Origin of the sequence: Streptomyces sp. NPDC006368 (assembly GCF_040612535.1) — a bacterium.
GTDB lineage: Bacteria > Actinomycetota > Actinomycetes > Streptomycetales > Streptomycetaceae > Streptomyces.
In genome coordinates, this window is sequence record NZ_JBEXQK010000013.1 from 77,908 (window position 1) to 102,201 (window position 24,294).

19 protein-coding genes are annotated in these 24,294 nt (G+C 71.2%); 13 read left to right on the forward strand and 6 right to left on the reverse strand.

The window, feature by feature from the left end; translation table 11 throughout:
• Positions 1-7 precede the first annotated feature (7 nt).
• Positions 8-769 (forward strand): LysR family transcriptional regulator substrate-binding protein, encoded by a 762-nt coding sequence (locus ABZZ38_RS13120; RefSeq protein ID WP_356738826.1) that lies wholly within the window; start codon positions 8-10, stop codon positions 767-769.
• A 478-nt stretch (positions 770-1,247) separates the two neighbouring features.
• Here the strand turns inward: ABZZ38_RS13120 and ABZZ38_RS13125 are convergent, their stop codons facing one another.
• The 5 genes from ABZZ38_RS13125 to ABZZ38_RS13145 are packed head-to-tail and all read right to left on the reverse strand — an operon-like array spanning position 1,248 to position 8,069.
• Positions 1,248-1,853, reverse strand: a complete 606-nt coding sequence (locus ABZZ38_RS13125; RefSeq protein WP_356738828.1) for a DUF4291 domain-containing protein — start codon at positions 1,851-1,853, stop codon at positions 1,248-1,250.
• Positions 1,850-2,407: a hypothetical protein gene (locus ABZZ38_RS13130; protein ID WP_356738830.1), complete on the reverse strand. Its 558-nt coding sequence runs from the start codon at positions 2,405-2,407 to the stop codon at positions 1,850-1,852. Before ABZZ38_RS13130 ends, ABZZ38_RS13125 begins: the two co-directional genes overlap by 4 nt.
• A 12-nt stretch (positions 2,408-2,419) precedes the next feature.
• Positions 2,420-7,045 carry a putative T7SS-secreted protein gene (locus tag ABZZ38_RS13135; RefSeq protein WP_356738832.1) on the reverse strand — a complete coding sequence of 1,542 codons (4,626 nt, stop codon included), beginning with the start codon at positions 7,043-7,045 and terminating at the stop codon, positions 2,420-2,422.
• Positions 7,042-7,611: a hypothetical protein gene (locus tag ABZZ38_RS13140; RefSeq protein ID WP_356738834.1), complete on the reverse strand. Its 570-nt coding sequence runs from the start codon at positions 7,609-7,611 to the stop codon at positions 7,042-7,044. The genes ABZZ38_RS13135 and ABZZ38_RS13140 overlap by 4 nt, the downstream gene beginning before the upstream one ends.
• Positions 7,608-8,069 carry an SseB family protein gene (locus tag ABZZ38_RS13145; protein ID WP_356738836.1) on the reverse strand — a complete coding sequence of 154 codons (462 nt, stop codon included), beginning with the start codon at positions 8,067-8,069 and terminating at the stop codon, positions 7,608-7,610. The genes ABZZ38_RS13140 and ABZZ38_RS13145 overlap by 4 nt, the downstream gene beginning before the upstream one ends.
• Positions 8,070-8,521: 452 nt before the next feature.
• Here ABZZ38_RS13145 and ABZZ38_RS13150 point away from each other — a divergent pair, with 452 nt between their 5' ends.
• The 7 genes from ABZZ38_RS13150 (at position 8,522) to ABZZ38_RS13180 (ending at position 17,022) form a co-directional block, all read left to right on the forward strand.
• Entirely contained in the window at positions 8,522-10,363 is a 1,842-nt protein-coding gene (locus ABZZ38_RS13150; protein ID WP_356738940.1) for a BTAD domain-containing putative transcriptional regulator, read from the forward strand.
• Between the two features lie 825 nt (positions 10,364-11,188).
• Positions 11,189-11,857 (forward strand): iron-containing redox enzyme family protein, encoded by a 669-nt coding sequence (locus ABZZ38_RS13155; protein ID WP_356738838.1) that lies wholly within the window; start codon positions 11,189-11,191, stop codon positions 11,855-11,857.
• Positions 11,858-11,964: 107 nt separating this feature from the next.
• Positions 11,965-13,230 carry an ATP-grasp domain-containing protein gene (locus ABZZ38_RS13160; RefSeq protein WP_356738840.1) on the forward strand — a complete coding sequence of 422 codons (1,266 nt, stop codon included), beginning with the start codon at positions 11,965-11,967 and terminating at the stop codon, positions 13,228-13,230.
• Positions 13,218-14,414, forward strand: coding sequence for a hypothetical protein (locus ABZZ38_RS13165; RefSeq protein ID WP_356738842.1), 1,197 nt, complete (start codon positions 13,218-13,220; stop codon positions 14,412-14,414). The genes ABZZ38_RS13160 and ABZZ38_RS13165 overlap by 13 nt, the downstream gene beginning before the upstream one ends.
• Positions 14,414-15,553, forward strand: a complete 1,140-nt coding sequence (locus tag ABZZ38_RS13170; protein ID WP_356738844.1) for an arginine deiminase family protein — start codon at positions 14,414-14,416, stop codon at positions 15,551-15,553. The genes ABZZ38_RS13165 and ABZZ38_RS13170 overlap by 1 nt, the downstream gene beginning before the upstream one ends.
• Positions 15,550-16,548, forward strand: coding sequence for an EamA family transporter (locus ABZZ38_RS13175; RefSeq protein ID WP_356738846.1), 999 nt, complete (start codon positions 15,550-15,552; stop codon positions 16,546-16,548). Before ABZZ38_RS13170 ends, ABZZ38_RS13175 begins: the two co-directional genes overlap by 4 nt.
• Positions 16,549-16,857: 309 nt before the next feature.
• Complete coding sequence (locus ABZZ38_RS13180; RefSeq protein WP_356738848.1) at positions 16,858-17,022, forward strand: hypothetical protein; 165 nt, start codon at positions 16,858-16,860, stop codon at positions 17,020-17,022.
• A gap of 148 nt (positions 17,023-17,170) precedes the next feature.
• Here the strand turns inward: ABZZ38_RS13180 and ABZZ38_RS13185 are convergent, their stop codons facing one another.
• On the reverse strand, positions 17,171-19,447 hold the full coding sequence (locus tag ABZZ38_RS13185; protein WP_356738850.1) for an excinuclease ABC subunit UvrA: 2,277 nt from the start codon (positions 19,445-19,447) through the stop codon (positions 17,171-17,173).
• Between the two features lie 447 nt (positions 19,448-19,894).
• Between ABZZ38_RS13185 and ABZZ38_RS13190 the strand changes: the two genes are divergently transcribed.
• The 5 genes from ABZZ38_RS13190 (at position 19,895) to ABZZ38_RS13210 (ending at position 24,256) form a co-directional block, all read left to right on the forward strand.
• Complete coding sequence (locus ABZZ38_RS13190) at positions 19,895-20,518, forward strand: TOPRIM nucleotidyl transferase/hydrolase domain-containing protein (protein WP_356738852.1); 624 nt, start codon at positions 19,895-19,897, stop codon at positions 20,516-20,518.
• A 380-nt stretch (positions 20,519-20,898) separates the two neighbouring features.
• A complete protein-coding gene (locus ABZZ38_RS13195) occupies positions 20,899-21,432 on the forward strand; it encodes a hypothetical protein (RefSeq protein ID WP_356738854.1) in 534 nt (177 codons plus the stop codon).
• An 81-nt stretch (positions 21,433-21,513) separates the two neighbouring features.
• Positions 21,514-22,350: a DUF4097 family beta strand repeat-containing protein gene (locus tag ABZZ38_RS13200; RefSeq protein WP_356738856.1), complete on the forward strand. Its 837-nt coding sequence runs from the start codon at positions 21,514-21,516 to the stop codon at positions 22,348-22,350.
• 146 nt (positions 22,351-22,496) lie between these two features.
• Complete coding sequence (locus ABZZ38_RS13205) at positions 22,497-23,474, forward strand: ATP-binding cassette domain-containing protein (protein WP_356738858.1); 978 nt, start codon at positions 22,497-22,499, stop codon at positions 23,472-23,474.
• Complete coding sequence (locus ABZZ38_RS13210; protein WP_356738860.1) at positions 23,471-24,256, forward strand: ABC transporter permease; 786 nt, start codon at positions 23,471-23,473, stop codon at positions 24,254-24,256. The genes ABZZ38_RS13205 and ABZZ38_RS13210 overlap by 4 nt, the downstream gene beginning before the upstream one ends.
• Positions 24,257-24,294: the final 38 nt, after the last annotated feature.

Below are 24,294 nucleotides of genomic sequence, written 5' to 3' on the forward strand. Positions count from 1 at the left end.
TGGACCGGTGACAGGCTCGGAGGTACCCCCGTCGTTCCGCCTCGCGTACGTACCGGGCGTGACGCCCGCCAAGTGGGTGCGGATCTGGCAGGAGCGCCTGCCGGACATCCCGCTCGCCCTCGTCGCGGTGTCCGCCGCCGAGGCACCGGACGTCCTGCGCCGCGGCGACGCCGACGCGGGCCTCGTCCGGCTGCCGGTCGGCGGGACCGACCTCAGCGCGATCCCTCTCTACGCCGAGACGACGGTGGTCGTGGTCCCGAAGGACCACGTCGTGGCCGCGGTCGACGAGGTGTCCGCCGCGGACCTGGCCGACGAGGTCGTGTTCCATCCGCTCGACGACACCCTCGACTGGAAGGGGCCCCCGGGCCGGCCCGCGATCGAGCGTCCCGCCACGACGGCGGACGCGATCGAGCTGGTGGCGGCCGGGGTGGGCCTGCTCGTCGTCCCGCAGTCCCTCGCCCGCCTGCACCACCGCAAGGACCTCACGTACCGGCCCCTCACGGACGTGCCCCAGTCGCGCGTCGCGCTGTCGTGGCCCGAGGACGCGACGACCGACCTGGTGGAGGACTTCATCGGGATCGTCCGGGGGCGGACCGTCAACAGCACCCGGGGCCGCCGTCCCGCCGCCCCGGCACAGCCGAAGGAAAAGCGCCCCGACAAGGCCGGCGCCCCCCGGAAGCCCGCCGCCAAGTCGGGCGGGAAGAGCCCGCGCCCCGGCTCCGGCGGCACCAAGGGCGGCAAGCGCGGCAAACCCCGCCGACGGTCGTAGCCCGAGCGCCGGACGCCTCCCGGTCGCCCACCGCCTGACGTACGTCGCGGCCGGCCGGCCGGCCGGCCGCCACCGGGCCGGGCGACACCCGGCCCGGACGATTGCGGAATGACGCGCGCGATCCGGGGTACACGCGCTGCGATCACATGCGGCGACGAGGCCGGAGGGCCCGGGGCGGAGTGGACATGATGGACGGGCGGCACCCCACCCTGGGGAGAATCCGGTGCTTCGTGGCCCGCTTTCGTGGGCTGGCCTGGCGTATGACGGCGAACCTGAGCACGTCGGGCACACCCGACGGCCGGTCCCGGACCTCTTGATCCGGAGGCGGATGCGGCCGGTCTTCCAAGAGAGCCGGACGAGGTGCGCGTGTCGCTCTACCCGTACAGCTCCGTGCCGGGGTGGTGGGCCGGCCCACCGCCGTCGTGGCGAACACGTCGGCGCCCCCTCCTCCTCGGACGAGGTCCCCGTCACCACGGTGTCAGTGCCGGGCGACGCGGTCGATGAGGTGCGCGGGGAGTGGATACACCCGCTCCGGGGGGAGCAGCGCCTCGGCGGCGGGCCGGTCACCGGCGGTCAGGGCCGCGTGGATGTCGTGGGCCAGCGGCGTCACGTCCCGGATGGCGGTGATCCAGCCCTCCACGTACCGGTCCACCGCCTCGCCCGACAGGCCGATCTGGATCGCGCGGTGAGGCAGCGGGTTCAGCCGGAGATCGCGCTCCGGGTCCCACTGGACGCGGACGGGGCTGGACTTGAGGGTCTCGCGCCACTCGGCCTCGGTGGCGAAGCGCTTCCGGTCGAAGTGGCTGAGGCAGGCGTGCGCGAGCGCCCATTCGAAGCCCTCCCGGGTGATGTCGATGGCGAGGACCCGCTCCTGGTCGGGCTTCGTGGCCCACCCGCAGCGGTACATCATCCACAGGAAGGACGGCTTGATCCACGTCATGCGGGTCCGCTTGAACGGATCCACGAACGTGCCCGCCTTCAGCGCGGGGTCCGCGATCCGCGACGCGTACGCCTGGTAGACCGTGATGGTCTCGTCGGTGAAGACCGCGCGGACCTCGTGCGTGGGGGTGGTGCCCTCGGTCATACGGACGTCTCCTCGGCCCATACCTCGGGCTTGACCAGCACCGGGTTCGCCACGGAGCGCGCCCCGCAGGTGTACGTCAGCCAGCGCAGCTCCTCCCAGGAGAAGAACGGCTCGCCCCAGGTGTCCACCCACAGCCGCAGCCGGCCCTCGCCGGCGGGGGAACGGGTCAGGTCCCAGAACGCCCAGCCCCTCGCCTCCAGTTCGGGGTCGAAGCGGGACAGCCAGTCCTGGAGCTCCCAGGGGCCGTCGCCGGTCCGCTCGGTGTACCGCTCCCCGCCCTCGGCGGCGAAGGGCTCCGTCCCACCGCCACCCCGGCACGCACCCGCGAACCAGGCCGGGATGGTGTCGACGGGCAGCTCCTCCTCGTCGAAGTCCTCCCGCACGGCGAGGTCGTACACGGCGGCCAGGACGTCGCGCAGCCTGCGCGCGCAGGCGTCGGGAGCGCCCGCCACGTCCAGCTCGAAATACGCGAGCAGGGGGACACCGGGGTCGATTTCGGGGCGCTGGGAAACCCGCGACCGCTCCTGCTCGACACCCTCGATTTCGTGCAGCATTTTCCGCAACTTTCAGTCAAAATCCTGGACGATCTTACCAGAACCCGGAATGATTACTTTCCGCATTTTGTCGATCACCTCGCCCGGCAGTCCGTAGAGGTCCGGACCCATCGTCGGGTCGGAGATCTCGGGGTAATACTTCTTCAGCTGCTTCCATTCCTGCTTGGTGAAGCCCAGGTCGTCCGGTTGTTTCTGCGGGACCGCGTTCTGGCGGATCTCGTCGACGAAACTCTTCGGCACCTCGAAGGAGACGATCTGGCCGCCGTCACCCCGGAATTCCACCGTGTGTCGGATGTCGCCGCTCATGTTGACGTACAGCTGGTTGTTGCCGGTGATCGAGACGTTGCCGTTCTCGTCGATGTGCACCCGCTTGCTGAGCGGGTGTTCCGTCTGCTTGCGATAGACCGTGACCGTGCATTCGTCCGGAGCCAGACCCAGGTGGTCGGACCACGTGAGCGGATTGTGGACGTACGCCGCCGGGTTGGGCGCCGGGGCCAGACCCAGCGGGTCGGGGGTCAGGTACCGCGCCGTCTCCGGGTCGTACGTACGGAATACGTTGTAGTGCAGCTCGGTTTCGGGGTCGAAATACTGGCCCGGAAAGCGCAGTGGCGTGTAGGCCGTCGCGTCGCGGTTCCAGAACGTCGTTCCCCACACGGTCGAACGCGTCCGCCAGGCGATCTCGCCGTGCTCGTCGACGAGCTCGGTGGGCGTGCCCACCAGGTCGGTCACGATCGAGAAGAAGCGGTCGGCGATTTCCTCCCGGGACGCCGAGAGAACGCGCTCCCGCTGTGTCAGGGGATGCAGGCCCCGGTGATCCCATGTGAGCGTGACCGGGTGCGCGCCGCCCTCGTGCGACACGGTGGTCTGCTCGCACAGGGTCGCGCCCTCCCAGGTGAAGGTCGTCTCCTCCACGACCTCGCCGCCCGGGGAGAGCCGCTGTTTGGCCACGCGCCGCCCCAGCGGGTCGTACAGGTGGCGCCAGACCGTGCCGTCCGGGGTCACCACGCCCACCAGGCGGTCTTCCGCGTCCCACTCGTAGCGCCAGGTGTCCGGCTTGCGGGAGAGGCGCGTCTTCTGCCGCAGGATGACGCGCCCCTGCGCGTCGTACTCGTAGCGCAGCCCGCCGGCGCCGGTGAGGCGGTTGCCGGTGTAGGTGCGCGGACCGGCGGCCACCCCGGCCTCGGGGCGGGAGGCCGGCCACGAGGCGGCGGTCTGGTTGCCGGCGGCGTCGTAGGCGTAGTGCTCGGCCCAGGTGCCCGCCTCCACCGCGGTGACCCGGGCGGCGGCGTCCAGGGTGAAGGTGCGCCGGCCGTTGATCGCGTCGTCCACCGCGGTCAGATGGCCGTCCGCGCGGTAGCTGTAGCCGCGCCGCTGCACGGTGCGGCCGTCGGGTCCGACCAGGTGCTGGTCGGTGAGGCGGCCGAGTTCGTCGAAGCCGTGCGACAAGGTGACGGACGAGCCGATCGTACGGGTCAGCTCGCGGCCCGCGGCGTCGTGCTCGAACGTGAGCGTGCGGCCCGACGCGGTCAGCCGCGCTCGGTTGCCCGCCGCGTCGTGGCTCCATTCGCTCACCGCGCCGGTCGGCGTCGTGCGCCGGGCCGGGCGGCCCAGCTCGTCGTACGCGAAGCTCAGCGTGCGGCCGTTGACGGTCTCCGACCGCAGCAGCCCGGCGCGGTCGCGTACCCGGCTCAGCGTCGCGTCCGGTCCGGTCGCCAGCGCCAGCTCGTCGAAGAAGTCGTACTCGTACGTCGTCACGGCGCCGGCGACGTCCTTGCGGACGATCTGGCCGAGCTCGTTGTACGCGTAGTGGATCGTCTCGCCGAGCGCGTTGGTCCGGGCCGTCAACTGGCCGGTCGCGTCGTACGCGTACCGCAGGGTCCTGCCGTCGAAGTCCGTCTCGGCGACCAGCCGGCCCGCCGGGTCGTACTCGTACGACCAGGTCAGGCCCCGCGGGTCGGTGACCCGGGTCAGCCGGAGTTCGAGATCGTGGGTGAACTCGTACCGCGCGCCGTCCGGCCCCGTCCGCGCCGCCAGCCGGTCGAAGTCGCCGTACTCGTACACGGACCGGCCGCCGGCGGGGTCCGTGTGGCTGAGCAGGTTGCCCTCACCGTCGTAGGTCCACGTCTGCTCGCTGCCGTCGGGCTCCACCCGGCGCAGCAGCCGGCCCTCGGCGCTCCACGTCAGGCGGGTGACCCGGCCGAGCGGATCGGTGATCGTGACGGGGCGGCCGAAGGCGTCGTGCGCGTACCGCGTGACACCGCCGAGCGCGTCGGTGGACTCGACCACGAGACCGGCGGCGTCGCACCGGACCGACGTCGTGTTGCCCAGGGCGTCGGTCGTCGACGCCGGGTGGCCCCGGTCGTCGTACGTGAACCGCGTCGTGCCGGAGGGCCCGGTCACCGACGTGCGGTTGCCCCGCTCGTCGTACTCCTGTCGGACCGTCGTGCCGTCCGGTTTCGTCACCCGTACCGGCAGACCGAGGTCGTTGTACTCGATGGTCGTACGGCGGCCGTCGGGACGGGTGACCGAGGTGACCCAGCCGTGCTCGTCGTACTCGATCCGGGTCGTCCGGCCCAGCGGATCGGTGCGGCCCACCAACCGGTTGAACCGGTCCCGCTCGAAACGGGTCGTCGCGCCGTTGGCGTCGGTCTCGGCGACGACGTGCGCCCGGTCGTCGATGAGGTAGCGGCGCCGGTGCCCCAGGGCGCCGGTGACCGTCGTCACCCCGTCCTCGTAGGTGAAACGGGAGTTGACGTGCCCGTGCGTACCGGACTGGGCGACGCAGCGGTCGCGGTCGTCGTAGGCGTAGTCGAAGTGACGGCCGTTCGTGTCGGTCCACGACACGACGCGGGCGTGCTCGTCGTAGCCGAACCGCAGCGGTCGGCCGGAGGAGTTGACGACCTCCGTGAGGTTCCCGCCGGTGAACGCGTAGTCGAGGATCTTCGTCCCGTCCGCGAGGGACAGTGAGGTGACACGGCCGTCGGCGGTGGTGATCCGGACCTCGTAGCCGCCGCTGTGGCGGATCCCGGTCGGCGCGCCGTCGGCGTCGTGGTCGTACGCGATCCAGGCGCCGTTGCGGTCGTCCAGCTGGGCCAGCACGCCCTCGGCGGTGAAGTGCCACACCCGGCCCGACTCCGGGTCGGTGACGGTGAACCCGCCCTCGGGCGTGCGCGCCAGCGGCCAGCGCCGGCCGTGCGTGGGCAGCACCGCGAGCCCCGGCGCGGGGTGCGGGTAGGCGAGGAGGCTGCCGTCCTCGCCGACGAGGACCACGCCTTGGGCGTCGACCTCCAGGCGCTGGTCGAGCGTGCTCGCCCAGGACGGGCCGAACCAGCGGCCGGCGCGGAAGGACGACTCGAAGGTGCGCGTGAAGACCAGGGGCAGCGAGCCGGGCAGCACCAGATCGGTCTGCGGCAGGACCATCCGGCCCGTCGCCACGTCGACCGGGTCGTCCACGCACACCTTGTCCTTGTCGGTGCGCGACGGCGCGTCGGGGCCGTCCTTGTCCAGTTGCGCGCGGCCCGGCGGCTTGAGGTCGTCGGCGTACTTCCCCACCGTCGCGGCCTTCTTCAGCGCGCCCAGGCCCTTGGTGCCGAGAAGCTCCGGAATGAGCTTGCCGACGCCCTCGGCGGGGTCCTTCATGAAGGCGTCGACCATGTTCTTCGCGGTGCCGACCGGGTCGTTCACCGCGTTGACCAGGCCCGCCGCCGTCGAGTTGAGACTCATCATGTACTCGGCGGGGTGGGTCAGGTTGTACGGGTCCATCGGGTTGACCGAGCGGACGAAGTTGACCAGGCCGGCGGTGCCCTTGACGACACCGCCCACCAGGTGGGTGGCGTCGATCGTCATGGCTTCGAAGCCGTCGCCGACCTGTTCCGCGTACGACGGTTTGGGTGGTGCGGCGTCACGGGCCGCGGCGAGCGCCGAACGGGCCCGCTCCGCCGCCTCGTTGCGCTGTTTGCGGGCCTCGATCACCTTGTCGTAGGCGGCCTTGACGCCGGCCTCGCCGGGGTCGGTGAAGCCCGAGGGGCGGGGCGGAAGGTCGTCCTGTCCGGCCTTGAGGGCGGCGTTGTACTCGTCGACCTTCTTGTTGTAGGCGGCGCGGGCGTCCTCGGACGCCTTCTTCGCTGCCTTGTAGTCGTCGATCGCCTCCTGGGCGCGCCCCTGCGCCCATTCCACGGTCTCGGCGAACCGCGTCAGCGCGCTCTGCGCCTTCTCGAAGGCGTCGGCGGCCTTGAACCACTTCGGGGGCTCCTGGGCGATCGCCTCGCTGAAGGCGTTGGCCGCCTCGCCCTTGATGGCGCTGGAGTCCAGCCCCTTGATGCCCTTGCCGACCTTGTCGAAGTTGGTCCGGAGGTCGCCCAGGTGCTTGGCGTTCGCGCGGAGGGTGGCGACGCTGCCGTAAATGATCTTCTTGGGGTCCTCGGTCTGGTCCAGCTCCAGCTCGGCCACGTCGGCGCCCATCGAATTGGCCACCGAACGGCTCTTGTCCCGGATCCAGTCCGCGCCGCTGTCCCAGCCGACCTCCTCGGCGAGGTCGGCCGTCTTGTCACCGGCCCACTCGACGAGGTCACCGGCCCCCTCGACCAGATCCTCGCCCGCGTCCTCGATGAAGTCGGGGGTGAAGTCCCGCCAGCTCATCCGCTCTTGCCCCCGTTGCCGTTCGCCTGCTCCACCAGGTCGTTGAGCGACCCGATGGCCCCCTTGCCCTTGAGGTTCTCCCCGGTCGCCCGCCAGGTCTCGTCGATGTTCTGCTGCGCCTTGGCGAACGACTCGGCGCTGTAGTCCGGCTTGTAGACGTCGGCGCTGAAGATGTCGCCCCACGCCTTCTGCTCGATGTCGTCCTCGTTGGCGTGCGGGTTGCCGTAGAGGGAGTTGGCGCCCACCTTGAAGGCGCCCTGGATGTACTGGTCCTCCTCCCACAGCGTGCCCGCGGCGATACCGAGGCCGGCCGCCAGGCTGCTGGCGTTCTGCACCAGGGCCCGCACTCCCCACTCCCAGCGCTCGCAGAAGTCCTCGAAGTGCCCTGCCACGTCGGGGTGTCCGGCCTCCATGCCCGTCATCGACAGCGACTCGAACCCGGCCCCCATCGAAGCGCCGCCCGCGGTGCCGATCTCCCGCAGCTCGGCCACGGCGCCGCGCAGGCCCTCGGTGATGTTCTTCACCGCGCCCGCGTCCATCGCCAGGTCCTTGTTGTCCCCGCTCATCGGTCACCCCCCACGCGCGGCGCCTCGACGGCGGCGGGCGCGGCCGGGGCGGGCGCCCCGGCGGTGGGCGCGTCGACGGTGGGCGCGTCGACGGCCACCGCGTCCGGGACGATCCCGCTCACCGGCGGGAAGAGCATCGCCCCCTCCTCGTCCGCCACGTCCACGGCGACGCCCGTCGGCCCGTCGAGCGAGGGGACGACCGCGTCCACGAGCCGCGCGCCGAGGATCGACACGTACTCCAGCTCGGCGGACGGCTCCATGCCGCGCGCGGCGGCGAACCGCGCCAGGGCGTCCTCGTCGGTGAAGGCGTACAACCAGCGGACGCCGCCCTGTTCGCCGGACATCAGCCCGCCGTCGCCGACCGGCGCGAGGAGAACCGCACGCCGGAACTCACCCAGCATCCGCTCCGCCCGCCCGGCGCCACCGCGCACGGCCGCGATCTCTTCTCTCAGCCTCATGCCGGACCGTCCCCCATTGCGTCCTCGTCGTCTGACATCGGCGCCCCTACCGTACCGACAGTCACGTCCGGGACGACCGGACGGCCCGACCGCATACGCTCCGTGACAGCGGGGCTGCCGGGGGTGGCGGGCGCGCCAGGGCCGGCGGTACCGGGCCGCGCCCGGAAAGCGGCAGCCGACAAGCGCGTCGGCAGGCGGCGTCGAATTCTGGCCATCTTCGAAGTTGATGTTTTGTCAAGCATATGCGTGGTGCAAACTCAGCATGCCGATCAGCCGCGCGAGCACCCATGTGTCCGACCTGGGACATCCCGAGGAGTGAAAGGTCTCTACCCACACATAGGACTTGGGGGTAGCCTGAACTGCGCAATTCCAGCAACATTCCTAAATGACCCATCAATGTTTCGGACACGGGGGGTTCGATGTTGGAATTTCGCATCCTGGGTTTGCTCGAAATGTGGTATGGCCAGGAGCAATTACGGCTGTCCGGGCGAAAACGCCGGACGGTCCTCAGCACCCTGCTGCTCGCCGACGGCAAGCCGGTCTCGATGAACCGCTTGATCGACACCGTGTGGGGCCACCGGGCTCCGGTCACCGCCGCCAAGCAGATACGCAACGCCACGTCCGACCTCCGCCAAATCCACCCGGAGCTGGCGCAGCGGCTCACTCTGGTGGGCGACGGCTACCGGCTCACGGTCGAGGGATGCCGCCTCGATGCCCGGACCTTCTCCGAACACGCCGCCCGCGCACGTGCGTTGCGAGAGGTGGGTCGCCTCGCGGAAGCCCTGGAGGAGTTCCGCGCGGCCCTGCGCCTCTGGCGCGGACCGGCCCTGGCCGGGCTCGAGAGCCCGGCCCTGCGCGCGCAGGTCGCCGGACTGGACGAATTGCGGCTCGCCGTCATGGAGGAACGCGTCGAACTCGAACTCGCCCAGGGGAACCACAAGTCCGCCATCGGTGAACTAGCCGTATGGGTGGCGGAAAACCCGCTGCGTGAACGCCTCGTGGCCCAACTCATGCTGGCGCTGTACCGTTCCGGGGCACAGGCGCGCGCGCTCACCGTTTACGAACAGACCCGCCGGACGTTCGCGGACGAGTTGGGTGTCAGTCCGGGACCGGAACTCCAGGAACTCCACCACCACATTCTGGTGAGCGATCTCCCTTCGCCGGTACGCATTGTCCCGGCCCTTCGGTACAACAATCTGCCGGCCGACGCCCTTCATCTCACCGGTCGCGTCCAGGAGCTGTTCCTGCTGAACGAAGCGGTCCGGAACGTCCGGACAAGTGGGGGCTCGCGCGCCGCCGTTCCCGCGGTGGTGGCGATCGACGGCATGGCGGGCATCGGCAAGACGACACTGGCGGTGCACGCCGCGCACGAGTTCGCGCCGCTGTACCCGGACGCGCAACTGTTCGTCGACATGGGCGGTCGCGCGGTGGGTGATCGGCCACTGGACCCGAACGCGGCCCTGGGGGCTCTGCTGTCGGGGCTGGGGGTCTCGCCGAGCGGCATTCCGGCGAGCCTGCAGGAACGTTCCGCCACATGGCGCCGGCTCGTCGCCGACCGCAGCGCGCTCATCCTGCTGGACAACGTCGCCGACACCCACCAGATCCTCCCGCTGCTGCCGGGCTCACCCGGCTGCCTGACCATCGTGACCAGCCGTAACCGCCTCACCGATCTCATGGCCACCTTCCAGCTCACGCTCCAGGAGATGTCGCCGGCGGAGGGCCGTGAGCTCTTCTGCAGGATCATCGGGGACAAGCGCCCGCACCAGGAGCGCGAAGCCGTGGACACCATCGTCAACGTGTGCGGACGGCTCCCGCTGGCCATTCGGCTCGCCGCCGCCAAGCTGCGCCACCGCCCCTCCTGGTCCGTCTCGCACCTCGCGTCCCGTCTGACCACCGGCAGGCAGCGGCTGGCCACCCTGGAGGCGGAGGACGGCGGCCTCACCGAGGTGTTCCGGCAGTCCTACGAAGGACTGTCACCCGGGCAGCAGCGCGTCTTCCGGCTGCTCGGCGGGCTCCCCGGCGACCACATCGAGACGCACAACGTCGCGGGACTCGCCGGGCTGTCCCCGGCGCATGCGGACATCCTGCTCGAATCGCTCGTCGACGCCCATCTGCTCAGCACGTCGGAACCGGGGCGCTACGTGATCCACGAGCTGCTCCACGCGTACGCCACGCAACTCGCCGGCGACGCCGGGGCGGCGCCGCCCGACCTCCGGCGGAAGGCGCCGATGACCGACACCCTCGCCGACCACAAGGTCGACCCACCGCGCGTCTCGGCCGCCCGCGCCTCCTGACCGCACCGAACGTCCGCCGAAGCCCCTCTGCCACCGCGCGTCCCGTAAATACCCGAGGGGCCGCCGTGCCGCCCGGCCCCGGGACGGCCACGGCCTCCACCTCGTCGCCCGCCCCGGGGACGGCCAGCTCCCGCCACCGGCCCGGCGGCTCGCCGCGATACGGCCGCCGGCGGGCCCGCGTCGCACGGAACGCGGCCCTCCGCTTCCGCTTCCCCTCGCGAGCCGAGCGCTCTGTCCGTTTTGGCGAGGACGGATGAAGGACGCGCCGGGGACGCGCCCTCCTAGTTTTCTCTCGAATCCGACTGGAGGGCAGGCGATGGGTGGGACTCTCGTGGAGAAGGTCCGGGACGATCACGTCGTCCCGCGCGCCGATGGCGAGCCCGCCTTTCTCCTCATCGATCCGCGCCTGGTCGGGCATGTCCCCTGATGACCATCCGCGACACGTCGACCGAGGCCGGCGCCCCCGCGGCCCCGATCGCACCGGACGCGACCGCCTCCGCCTACGCGAGGGCCGCCGCCCTCACGCCGCGCGGAGCGGGAACGGGGACGCGGCGCTCGCCCACGGGAGGAGGCTGACGGCCGAGCAGGACGCGGCGTTCGCCGCGGAGGTGTGCTTCCGTGCCGCCGAGCCGCCCCGTTGGTCACCCGGGCGTTCCCCTCCACTTCCACCGCAACGAGCCGTCACGTCCCACGGAAGCACGCACAGGGGGTGATCACGACGATCCGCGTTCGCCGCGGGGACCCAGGCCCGTCCCCCGGCGGTGCCCACAACGACCGGGCCCGCTCTTCCGCCGTGGCTTCATGAAGACGACCCAAGGGGAAAACATGTCTCGCGAACGACTTGAGAAGCTGGCCACCGAGCGCATGGAAGCGCTCTTCGAAAAGGTCCCCGGAGCACGGGAGTTCCACACGGGGTCCTGGATCGAGCGCGACTACTACAAGCGCCACCTGATCGAGACCGTGCTGCGCATCCGCCTCAACAACGAGGTCGACGCCTACGGCCTGTACAAGGTCGGCTCGAAGGACCACCGGCTGGCCGCGACGCTCGCGCAGTACCTGTCGGAGGAGAACAACCACGAGGGCATGTTCCTCCGGGACCTGCGGCGGTTCGGCCTCGAGAAGGAGGAGGTCGACGCCACGCGCCCGTTCCCGTCGACCGAGTACCTCATGGGGTACCTGTACTTCGCCATCAACGAGCAGGGGCCGCTGCCGACGGCCGTCTGGAACTGGTTCGTCGAGTGGTACTCGGACCAGTACAACCCCTTCATCACCAAGAAGGCCGCCAAGGCCTTCGGTCTCGACATGGTGAAGGGTTCGCAGGCCCACATCGAGTACGACGAGTCGCACGACCACGACGACCTCATGTGGTCCACGGTCGACCGGGCGGTGCAGGGCTGGGGCGACTTCGCTTCCGCCGAGCGCCTGCTGACGAACTTCATCGATCTCGTCGGCCTCTACTTCACCGAACTGCACGCCGACACCGTCACGTCGTAGGGCCGGCGGGGCCGAGGCGGAGCGGCCCGTGCCGCCCGCCACGGCCCGAGGCGGCCGATGTCCGTACGCACGCCCGTGCTCCACCGGGGAGCAGTGAGGGGTAGTAAGTGTCACCTGGAACGTTCCTCGTGCTCGAACCGGAGTCGTCCGGCTTCGACGTCGTCTCGGCCGCGCTGTCACTGGGGCTTCCCGTCCATGTCTGTACGAGCCGGCCGCTCGACGCGCTGCCCCCCGCGCTGCTCGCCGGGGGTGTCACCGCCACGCACGTCGACGGAGACGCCACCTCGTTCGTCAAGGCCGCCCTCGCCTTCGCCGACGACAACGACGTCTCCGGCGTCGCACCGGGCTTCGACTACGCGGTGCCGGCGGCTGCGGCGGTGGCGGCGGCGCTGGCCCTGCCGGGCATCACGCCCGAAGCGGCGGACGTCCTGGGGGACAAGTACCGGATGGAACAGGCGCTGGCCGGAGCCGGTGTCCCGGTGGCCGAGGGGGTGCCGTTCACCCTGGACGACGTCAGCGCCGGTGACCTGCGGGCGCTGGCGTCCCGGGTGGGCTTCCCCGCCGTCCTCAAGCCGGTCGACGGCTCCGGCAGCCTGCGGGTGCGGCGCGTGGACGACCTGGCGGCGTTGCGCCGGACGCTGGCCGAGGACGCCGCGGTCGGCCCGGTGGAGGACATGGGCCGGATGATCGGCGAGCGGCTGCTGCTCGAACCGTACCTGGAGGGACCCGAGTTCAGCGTCGAGGGGTACGTCGCCGGGGGTGGCGCGCGGGTCGTCGCCGTGACCGGGAAGCAACTCGGCCCCGAGCCCCACTTCGTCGAGGTCGGCCATGTCGTCGAGGCGGACCTGCCGGAGGGGGACCGCGCCGCGCTGGAGGCCGTCGCGCTCGCGGCGGTGGCGGCGCTGGGGCTGACGGCCGGCACCTTCCACCTGGAGGCGCGGCTCACCCCCTCGGGCCCGGCGGTCATCGAGGTCGGGGCGCGCCTCGGCGGCGACCGCATCCACCGGCTCGTCTCCGCCGTGTACGGCTTCTCCCTGCCGGAGGCGATGGTGCTGAGCCTGACCGGGCGGCCCGTCGCGGACCCCGGGCCGGCGACCGGGGTGGCCGGCGTGCGCTTCTTCAGCGTGCCGCGGCCGGCCCGGCTCACCGACCCCGACGGCCTGCGTGAGCGGCTGACCCGGCTGCCCGGGTGCACGGAGGCCGCCGTCAACCGCGCCGCCGGAACCGTCCTGCTGCCCGCGACCGACTTCCGCCAGCGCTTCGGGCACGCCGTGGTCACGGCGGCGGACCGGGATGGGCTGGACGCCGCCCTCGGGGCCGTCGACCGGCTGGTGGCGAACGCGACCCTGGAGCCGATGCCATGCGTGTACTGATCCTGAACCGCTACAGCGACAGCTTCGCCGACTACGGCCGGTACCTCGATCACCAGGCGCACCAGGTGTCGTACGTGACGGTCGTCGACCACCTGCCCATGATCCCGGAGGGAGGCGGGCACATCGAGACCGTCGGCTCCTTCGGGGACCGGGAGGCGGTGCTGCGGGCGGCCGAGCGGTGCCACCGGGCGGTGGGTGGCTTCGACGCGGTGCTGGCGCTGTCGGAGTTCGACCTGCTGACCGGGGCCCTGGTGCGTGAGCGCCTCGGTGTGCCGGGTCCGGACGTCCGCGCCACCCTGCTGGTCCGTGACAAGACCGTCATGAAGGAGGCGGTGGCCCGGGCCGGTCTGCGCGTACCGCGCTTCGCGTCCGTCCGCTCGGCCGCCGACATCGCCGCCTTCGCCCGGACCCGACCGGGTCCGCTCGTCGTCAAGCCGCGGACCGGTGCCGCGTCCGCCGGGGTCACGGTGATCCGCGGCGCCACGGACCCCATGCCCGACCTGTCGGGCGTGCCCGGGGAGGAGTACGAGGTCGAGGAGTTCCTCGACGGTCCGATCTGGCACGTGGACGGACTGCGGCACCGCGGCGCCACCGTCTTCCGGCTGGCCTCGCGGTACCTGGGCACCTGCCACGGCTTCGCGCTGGGCGAGCCGCTGGGGTCCGTGGTGGTCCAGGACGAGGAGTCCGACGCGGTCGCCGACTTCGCCGACCGCTGCCTGGACGCGCTGGACCTCGACGACGGCCCCTTCCACCTGGAGGTCATCCAGCACCCCGAGGGCCTGGCGTTCCTGGAGGTCGGGGCGCGGGTCGGCGGCGGGGAGATCCCCTTCGTGCTCCACGAGGTGTACGGGGTCGATCTGTTCGCCCAGTGGATCCGGGTGCTGCTCGGCGAGGAGCCCGTCGGCGTACCGGCGTGCGGCCCGGAGCTGCGGGAGTACGCCGGCTTCCTGATGCTGCCGGAGCCGAAGGGCCACACCCTCGTCTCCCGGACCGGCATGCTCGGGCGGGTGCCGCACCTGTACGCCGAGGTGCTGCCGGAGCCGGGCCACCGCTTCGACGGTTCCGGCGGTTACGAGGCCATCCTCGGCCGTTTCCGGTACCGGGGACCCTCCACCAAGGACGTCGAGCACGCCGTCCTGGAGACGCTCGACTCGTACGGCTACGAACTGGCGGGAGACCACTGATGCCATCGACCACCTTCATCGTGCAGAACCCGGCCGAAGTGATGCCGGTGGAGATGGGGTTGTTCATGGAGTCCGACCCGCCGTACGACCCGCGGCGGGCGGCGGCTGAGTCGGCGGCGCTGCGGGAGACCCTCGCCAAGTACGGACCGGTGGTGACGGTTCGTCAGGGGTTGGAGTCGGTCGCCCGGGAGGAGATCGTCCGGCTGGCGGAACAGGCCGTTGGCTGCGACGATCCCGGCCGGCGCGAGGGGGTGCGGCGGGCGTTCGCCCACTGGGCGCAGTCCGACCTGATCGACATCGTGGTACGGCAGCCGCGCCTGGAATTGCACGCCGACCCGGAGATCGCGGCGATCAGCCCGGACGCCTCGTACGAGAGCTACGTGCTGCGACCGCTGTTCGGCCTGATGTTCCCGCGCGACCACTACGCGGACCTGGGGGGCCCGCTGGCCCTGGGGCGGCTCCGGCGCCGTGACCGGGCCCGCGAGACCGCGGTGATGGAGGTGCTGCTGCACCGGCTGCGGGGCCGCGGGGCGGACGTCCCGCCCGCCGAGGGGCGCCACCTGGAGGGCGGTGACGTCGCGGTCGCCGAGCACCTCGCCGTCCTGGGCTGCGGCTTCCGGACCGGTCCGGAGTCGGCCGAGGCGCTGATCCCCCATTTGGTCACGGAGAGCCGGCCCGTCATCCAGGTGCGGGACGGCCTGAAGCGTCCGGAGGAGTTCCATCTCGACCACTGGCTCTCCGTGGGTCCGGGCGTCGCCCTGGTGGCCGAGGAGCGGCTCGACAACCCGGCGGTGACGGCCACCGTCCACCGGTTCGACGCGGCCACCGGTCAACCGGCCCGTCCCGCTCCCCCGGTCAGCCTGCGCCGGGCGCTGGACGACACGGACACGCGGATCGTCGCGCTGTCGCCAAAGCAGATCGAACGGTTCGCGGCCAACGCGTTCTTCGTCCCGGACCAGCGCGTCGCCATCACGTCGGAGGCCGCCTACGACGACGTGGCCCCCCTGCTCGACCTGTACGACGTCGACGTCGTCGCAGTACCGTTCGACGAGCACCACAAGCAGTTCGGAAGCGTCCACTGCGCCGTCAACACCGTCTCCACGCCCGGCGATCGGGCGGCCACGGAAGAAGAGGCATGACCCGAGACAGCACCCCCGAGGCAGCCGCCGCACGCGACCGGTACCTGGGCTACTCGGCCCTGGCGGCCAGTACCGTCGGCGTGGGGTCCGCACTGATCTTCGTGCGGCTGAGCGAGGTCGATCCGACCGCCACACTCATGCTGCGCATGGTGGTCGCCTCCGTGCTGGTCGGCGCCGTCACCGTGCCTCGCGGGGGCGGGGCGCGCCTGGGCGACATGCGGCCGCGCGACCTGTCCCTGCTGATGGTCTCCAGCCTGGTGGCCGGGCTGGACCTGCTGGCCAACCAGTGGGCCGTCCACTTCACCACGGTCGCCAACACCGCGTTCCTCATGAACCTCTCCCCCGTCTTCGTCCTGCTGCTCAGCTGGCTGGTCCTTCGCCAACGCGCCGCACCGGCGAAGCTGGTCATCGTGCTGGTCGCGCTCGCCGGCGGCGCCCTGGTGGTGCTCGGCGGGGCGAACCGGCCCTCTCTCGGGGGCCACCACTTCCTGGGCGACGCCCTCGCGCTGTCCTCGGCCGCGCTGTACGCGGCGTTCCTGCTGATGACGAAGCACCTCCGGGAGCGGATCCCGACCACACTGATCATGCTCACCAACTCCGTGGTGATCATGGTCATGCTGGCCCCGGTGGCCATGCTGACCAGCGACCCCGTCCTGCCGCACAGCCTCGGGGGATACGCCCTGATCTTCGTCTACGCGCTGGTGAGCCAGTTGCTGGGGCACGGGCTGATGACGTACGCGCTGCGCGTGGTCGACGCCGGTCTGGCATCCATGTCCGCCCTCCTGCGCCCGGTCGTCGCGGTGGTGCTCGGCTGGGTGGTGCTGGGCGAGGCGGTGGGCGCGCTCCAGATGGTGGGCGGAGCGGTCATCCTGGGCGCGCTCTGCGCCTTCCAGATCCTGGACGCCCGCAGCCGCCCCGGCGCCCCGCCCCCGGGGACGTCCCCGCGGAACGCTCCGTCCCCGGACCCGGCCGGGCGCCGGGGGCCCCGGCACTGAGACGGCCGCCCGTGCCCGGCCGGACGGGCGTGCACGGGGCGGAAGGACCGGACCAGGTGGACACGACGGCCGGCACGGTGGCCCCGAAGCGGTTGCTGAGGACCCGGAAACCGACCATGCCCGGCAGCGGGGGGCGAAGCCGATCCCGGTGGTCGTGCGGACGCCCCCTCCAAGCCGAGCAAGAGAGGCACATGCGGAGGTGGCTCCGGGGGTCGGCCGCGCCACGGGATTCTCACGGCGGTCGACGACCGGACGCGCCGACTGCGTACGGCCGCCGACTCGCTCGAGTGGCTCGCGCTCACCATCGGCTTGCTCGGTATCGAGTTCGAGGTGCACGAGCCGCCCGAACTGGTCGCCTATGTGCGGGAGTTGTCCGGGCGGCCGGCCCGGGCGGTGACGCCACGGGAGCCGGGCCGCTCCGCCGCGGAGCGGCCCGCGCGTGACGCCTCGGTCAGCGGCCCAGCAGCCGGGTGAGCACTCCGCTCAGCAGCTCCTGGGCATCCGGCCGGGCGCCGGCCGCCACACGGTCTGAGGCCGGCCGCCGAGCACGGTGTGAGGCCGGTACCTGGGAACGGTCCGCTCCTCGCCGCCCGCGCCGGTGGGCGCCGGCGACGCGCCGGTCTCAGCCACGGCCCCCGGAGGTCGGCAGCGACGCGGCGAGGAACTGCCCGGTGAGGGAGTGTTCGGCCTTCGCCAGGTCGGCAGGGGTGCCCTCGAAGATCACCCGGCCGCCCTCGGTGCCGCCGCCGGGGCCGAGGTCGACCACCCAGTCCGCGTGCTTGACGACGTCAAGATTGTGCTCGATGACGATGACGGAGTTGCCCTTCTCGACGAGGCCGTCGATGAGGTGGACGAGGCTGTCGACGTCCGACATGTGAAGCCCGGTCGTGGGCTCGTCCATGACGTACACGCTGCCCTTCTTCCCCAACTCCGTGGCGAGCTTGATGCGCTGGCACTCACCGCCGGAGAGGGTGTTGAGGGGCTGCCCGAGCCGGAGGTAGCCGAGACCGACCTGGTTGATCGACCGGAGGGTTTTGGCGATCTTGGGCTCGTTGAAGAACTCGGCCGCCTCGGCGGCGCTCATCGACAGCACGTCGTGGATGTTCTGCCCGCGCAGGGTGAGGCGCAGGACGTCCCCGGTGAAGCGCATGCCCGCACAGACCTCGCAGGTCGTGATCATCGGGTCCATGAAGGCGAGGTCGGTGTAGATGATGCCGTGCCCCTGGCAGTTCGGGCAGGCGCCCTCGGAGTTGAAGCTGAACAGCGACGGGCTGACCTGGTTCTCCTGGGCGAACAGCCGGCGGATCTCGTCCATGATGCCGGTGTAGGTCGCCGGGTTGGAGCGGCGGTTCGTGGTGACCGCGGACTGGTCGATGATGACGGCCGAGGGGTGCTGCTGGAGGAGTACGTCGTGGATGAGCGTGCTCTTGCCGGACCCGGCGGGCCCGGTGACGACCGTGAGCACGCCGAGCGGGATCCGTACGGAGATGTCCTTGAGGTTGTGGAGCCGGGCCCCCGTCACCTCCAGGTGTCCCTTGGGCTCCCGGAACCGCTCCTTGACCGGGAGGACCCGCCGCATGAACCGCCCGGTCGGCGTGTCCGCCTTGGTGAGGCCCCGTACATCGCCCTCGTACACGATCTCGCCCCCGTGCCGTCCGGCCCCGGGCCCGAGGTCGATGACGTGATCGGCCATCTCGATGATGTCGCGGTCGTGCTCGACCACGAGCACGGTGTTGCCCTTGTCGGCCAGTTCCGTCAGGAGCTCGCTGAGCCTGCGCACGTCACCGGGGTGCAGGCCGATGGTGGGCTCGTCGAAGATGTACACCATGTCGACAAGCGAACTGTTCAGGTGACGGACCATCTTGATGCGCTGTGACTCGCCACCGGAGAGGGTGGAGGTCTCGCGGTTGAGGCTGAGGTATCCGAGCCCGAGCGTGAGGAGGTGCTGCAGCCGCTCGACGAGGCCGGCCGTCAGGGTGGACACCGCCGGGGCGTCCACCTTCTTGACCGCCTCCATCAGATCGGCGACCTCCAGGGAGGCGAGCTCGGCGATGTTCCGGCCGTCGATGAGGCACCCGAGCGCCCGCTGGCTGAGCCGCTGCCCCTTGCACGTGTCGCAGGGGCCCCGGGTGACGACCCGCTCCAGCGCCACGCGGTTCTTGGCGCTCATCTCATCGGGCTCCTTGCGCAGGTAGAGCCGGTTGAACTTCTCCAGCAGCCCTTCATACTTGGAGTTGATCCGGCCGCCCTGCCAGTCCAGGGCGATCGACCCCTGGGCCCCGTGCAGGAACGCTTGCCACTCGCTCTCGCTGTAGTCGCGCAGCTTCTTGTCATTGTCGAAAAGGCCGGAATGGGCGTACAGCTTCCAGAACCAGCCCCCGACATTGAAGGCCGGATGCCGAATGGCCCCCTCGTTGAGGGACTTGGAGGTGTCGAGCAGCTTGTCGAGATCGACCTTCACCCGGCTCCCCAGTCCCTCACAGTCGGGGCACATGCCCGCGGGGTCGTTGAAGGAGAAGGCGTTCGAGATTCCGATCCAGGGCTTGCCCACCCGCGAGTAGAGCAGCCGGAGCAGCGCGTAGACGTCGGTGATCGTCCCGACGGTGGACCGGGCGTTCCCCCCGATCCGCTTCTGGTCGATGATCACCGCCGTCGACAGGTTCGCGATCACGTCGGCGTCGGGCTGCCCGTACTTGGGCAGCCGATTCCGCACGAACGCGGTGAAGGTCTCATTCAGCTGCCGCTGGGATTCCGCCGCGATGGTGTCGAACACCAGGGACGACTTCCCCGACCCCGATACACCGGTGAACACCGTGACCTTGTGCTTCGGCACCTCCACGGACACGTTTTTGAGATTGTTCTCGCGGGCGCCGATGATCTGCATAGCCTGCTGCTGCATAAGCTTCCTCACGTCGACGGAAGAGGGCCACGCTCGTCACGGTATCGGCGATTGCGGACACTTCCTGGCCGCAATATCGGTCCGCCAGGACACTCGGGCGGACGAACCGTGAGACCCGGCCCGCCATGCGCCGCCGAGACGGAGCGGACCGCCGCCCGACGGAAGTCGCCGGAGCGCCGGCCTTGCCGCCGGTGATCACGTGCAGGTGCTCTCGGGCTCCTCCCGGGTGGGCCGGCACCGGCCGCCCATGGCCGGGGGGGGTGGCTGGGCACAGGGCGCCGCACGGGCCGGGGGGCTCTCCCGGCGAGTGGTGCCCGAGCCGCCTTCGCGGCCACGGGGCGACGGGCGACGGGCGACGATTGACGGTTACGGTCGATGTCGGTACCGGGGTTCGGGGGTCGCGGAAATTCCCTACCGTGGCGGCCGGAAAGGGCGGAGACTCCCCTCATGACTGACATGAGGTCGTTCCGGGACGCGGTCACCACGTGGGCGGCCGGTGGCCCCGGCGACCCCGCGCGCGAGCTGGCCGCGCGGCTGCGCGTCCGGGCAGTGGCCCTGCTCGAAGGGCCGAGCGACGTCGCAGCGGTCATCGCGCCGGCCGCGAGCCGTGGCCGGAACCTGGAGGCCGAAGGAGTCTGCGTTCTGCCGATGGGTGGTGCGATGAACGTCGGGCGCTTCACCCGCCTCCTCGGGCCGCCCGGTCCGGGCCTCGACCTCACGGGACTGTGCGACGAGGCGGAGCGCCGCCACTACGCACGCGGCTTGGAGCGGGCCGGTGCGGCACAACAAGGCTTCTTCGTCTGCGCGGCGGATCTGGAGGACGAGCTCATCCGCACGCTGGGCGTGGCACGGGTGGAGGAACTCGTCCGGGCGGAGGGCGACCTGGGCGCCCTCCAGACCTTCCTGCGCCAGCCCGCACAGCGGGGCCGCACCGCACAGCAGCAGCAGCGCTTCCTCGGCACGAAGAAAGGGCGCAAGATCCGCTACGGTCACGTCCTCGTCGAGGCCCTCGCCCCCGACCGCGTACCCGCCCCACTCGACGGCCTGCTCACCGCACTCGACGCTGTCTGACGCGGCACGGCACCAGCCCGTCGCCGTCGCACGTGTGGTCGCGCCCGGTGAGAGTGTGGCGAGGTCGGTGACGGTGGCGTCGACGGCGGGCACCGGTTGCTTCTTGCACGGCTGGTCCGCTCGGACCGCGCAGCGCCTCGGGCCGGGCCTTACCGAGCACCTCTCTCGCCGCCCTTGACGCCATACGGCACAGTTCACACGCGCGCTCGCACGCACACCGTCGCCCTCCGGCATCGATGGCACCGCATGACGCCTCATGACACCTCATGGCGCCACGAAGCTCACCGGCGGCACCACAGGGGGCACCGTTCGGCGCCACGGTGCGCCATCTGGCGCCAGAATGACTTGCCATGGCGCCATTATGGTGCCACTATCTCTCCATGGACCTGACCCCCTACGTCGATCACCTCCGCCGTGAGCTCGCGGTCGCCGCGAACGCCGGCGGGGACGAAGCCCGCGCCCTGGCCGAGCGGCTGACCGCCCCCCTGGAGTCGGCCGCCCGGCTGACGCTTCTGAACGCGCTGTCCGCCGCCTCGGACGAGATCACCCGCGAGTTGGCGCCGGGTTCGGTGGACGTACGCCTGCGCGGACTCGACCCCGAGTTCGTGGTGACGGCGCCGCCCGCGCCCGACATGCCCGGCGAGGGCCCGGCCGAAGCGGCGGCACCGATGGCGCCATCGGTGGCACCGGTGGCGCCACTCACTGCGGACGGCGACGAAGGCGGCACCGCCCGGATCAACTTCCGGCTCCCGGCGCACCTCAAGGCCCGGGTGGAGGACGCGGCCGGCCAGGAGGGCCTGTCCGTCAACGCCTGGCTCGTACGTGCGGTCGCCCTCGCCCTGGAGCCGGGCGCACCGACCCAGCCGGCGCGGACCTCGCGCCACGGCCAGAGCTACCGGGGCTGGGTCCGCTAGCCCCCCACACACTGCCGCATCACCACCCCACCATCCCCCACCTGCGCAAACACACTTCAGAGCCAAGAGGACGGGACAGCCATGCCTTCTTTCGAGACCCCCGAGCCCATCAGCGCGATCCTCGAGTTCGAGGTCGGCAACGTGCGGGTCGCGGCGAGCAAGCGCGAGGACACGGTCGTCGAGGTGCTGCCGAGCAACGGCGCCGACGAGGCCGACGTACGGGCGGTGCAGCAGACCAAGGTCACGTACGCCAACGGCAGCCTGACCATCAAGGGGCCGAAGAAGCGCTCCTTGTTCGGCAAGCCGGGATCGATTGACATCACCGTCGAACTCCCGACGGGCTCGCGCCTCAACTCCACCTCCCCCATGGGGGACTACAGCTGCGAGGGACCGCTCGGGGAGTGCCGGGTCAAGACCTCGTTCGGCGACATCCTGCTCGACGAGGCGGCCGGCACGAACCTGCGCACCGGCCACGGCGACATCCGCGTCAACCGGGCGGCCGGCAACGCCGAGATCCACGGCGCGGGCCGGATCGACATCGGGGAGATCGCGGGCACGGCGACCGTCAAGAACGGCAACGGCGAGACCGTGATCGGTGAGATCACCGGCGACCTGAAGGCCAACTCCTCCAACGGCCGCATCACGGTCGGCGTCGCACACGCCTCCGTGGAGGCCAAGTCCGCCAACGGCGCCATCCGCGTCGACGAGGTGGCCCGGGGCGTCCTCCAGCTCCAGACCGCCGTGGGGGACTTGGAGGTCGGCATCCGCGAGTCCACCGCCGCCTGGCTGGACGTCAACTCCGGGTTCGGCACCGTCCGCAACGCGCTCGGCACCGCGCAGGGCCCCGCCTCCTCCGAGGAGACCGTCGAGATCCACGCGCGTACCGGCGTCGGCGACATCGTGATCCGCCGCGCCTGATCTCCTCTACGCCGCCGGAACACCGACCGAACCGACAGGCCGACAGGCCGACACACCCGGCCACCGGAGCCGCACATGCGGCGACCGACACGATCTGTGATGTGTCACGGGTGGCATGTCACACCTCTGAAGGGGGCAACGGCCTCATGACAACACCCGCCACCACCACCGCCCACCCGGCGATCTCCGCCCGCGCGCTGCACAAGTCGTACGGCGACAAGGTCGTCCTGAACGGCATCGACCTGACCATCCCCGCGGGCACGATCTTCGCCCTGCTCGGCCCCAACGGCGCCGGCAAGACCACCACCGTCGAGATCCTGTCGACGCTCATCGCCCCCGACTCCGGCCGGGCCCGGGTCGCCGGCCACGACCTCTCCGACCGGCCCGACGACGTGCGCGCCGCCATCGGGGTCACCGGGCAGTTCGCCGCCGTCGACAACCTCCTCACCGCCGAGGAGAACCTGCTCCTCATGGCCGACCTCCAGCACCTGCCCCGCCCCGAGGGCAGGCGGCGCGCCGCCGAGCTCCTGCACCGTTTCGAGCTGACGGAGGCCGCCCGGAAACCCGTGAGCACCCTCTCGGGCGGCATGCGCCGCAAGCTCGACCTGGCGATGACGCTGGTCGGCGACCCGCGGATCATCTTCCTCGACGAGCCGACCGCGGGGCTCGACCCCCGCAGCCGTCGCACCATGTGGGCAATCATTCGCGAGCTGGTCGACCGGGACGGTGTGACGATCTTCCTCACCACGCAGTACCTGGAGGAGGCCGACCAGCTCGCCGACCGCATTGCCGTCCTCGACCACGGCAGGCTGGTCGCCGAGGGCACCGCGGACGAGCTCAAACGCCTCATCCCCGGCGGGCACATCAGGCTGCGGTTCTCCGACGCCGACCAACTCGACACCGCTGCCCGCCACTTCGGCGCGGCCGCACGCGACGCCGAGGAACTCACGCTGCGCATCCCCAGCGACGGCGGCATCCCGACCCTGCGGGCCGTCCTCGACGTCCTCGACGGCGCGGCCGTGCGGGCCGAGTCGCTGACCGTACACGCCCCCGACCTCGACGACGTCTTCCTCACCCTCACCGGTCACGGCACCCCCGACACCGCTACGGAGATGGCCCGATGAGCACCCTCGCGTACGCCCTCAGCGACTCGAAGACCATGCTGCGGCGCAACCTCAAGCACGCCCTGCGCTATCCGACGATGACCATCTCCGTCGTCGCCATGCCGGTGATGATGCTCCTGCTCTTCAACTACGCCTTCGGAGGCGCGCTCGGCGCCGGAATCCCCGGCGCGGGCGGAGGGGCGTACATCGACTACGTCGCACCCGGCATCATCCTCATGACCGCGACAGCCGGGGCGGTGGCCACGGCGGTCGGCGTCTGCGTCGACATGACCGAGGGCATCGTCAACCGGTTCCGTACGATGTCGATCTCCCACGCCGCGTTCCTCACCGGGCACGTCGTCGGCAGCCTCGTCCAGACCCTGATCGCCATCGCCCTGGTGATCGGTGTCGCACTCGCCATCGGCTTCCGCCCCGACGCCTCGGCCGTCGAATGGATCGCCGCGATCGGCCTCCTCACCCTGCTCACGCTGGCCCTGACCTGGCTGTCCGCCGGCATCGGACTGGTGGCCAAGAACCCCGAGTCGGCGAGCAACATGCCCATGCCGCTGACCTTCCTGCCCTTCCTGGGCAGCGCCATCGTGCCGACCGACTCGATGCCCACCGGGCTGCGCTGGTTCGCCGAGTACCAGCCCTTCACCCCTGCCATCGAGACCCTGCGCGGGCTGCTGATGGGCACCGGGATCGGCAACAGCGGATACATCGCACTCGCCTGGTGCGTCGGCCTCAGCCTGGTCGGTTACTTCTGGGCGCGTTCCGCCTTCGGCCGGACCGTCAAGCGGTGAGTCCCGCCTCCCCCCACTTCGCGCCGGCCACCGCCAGG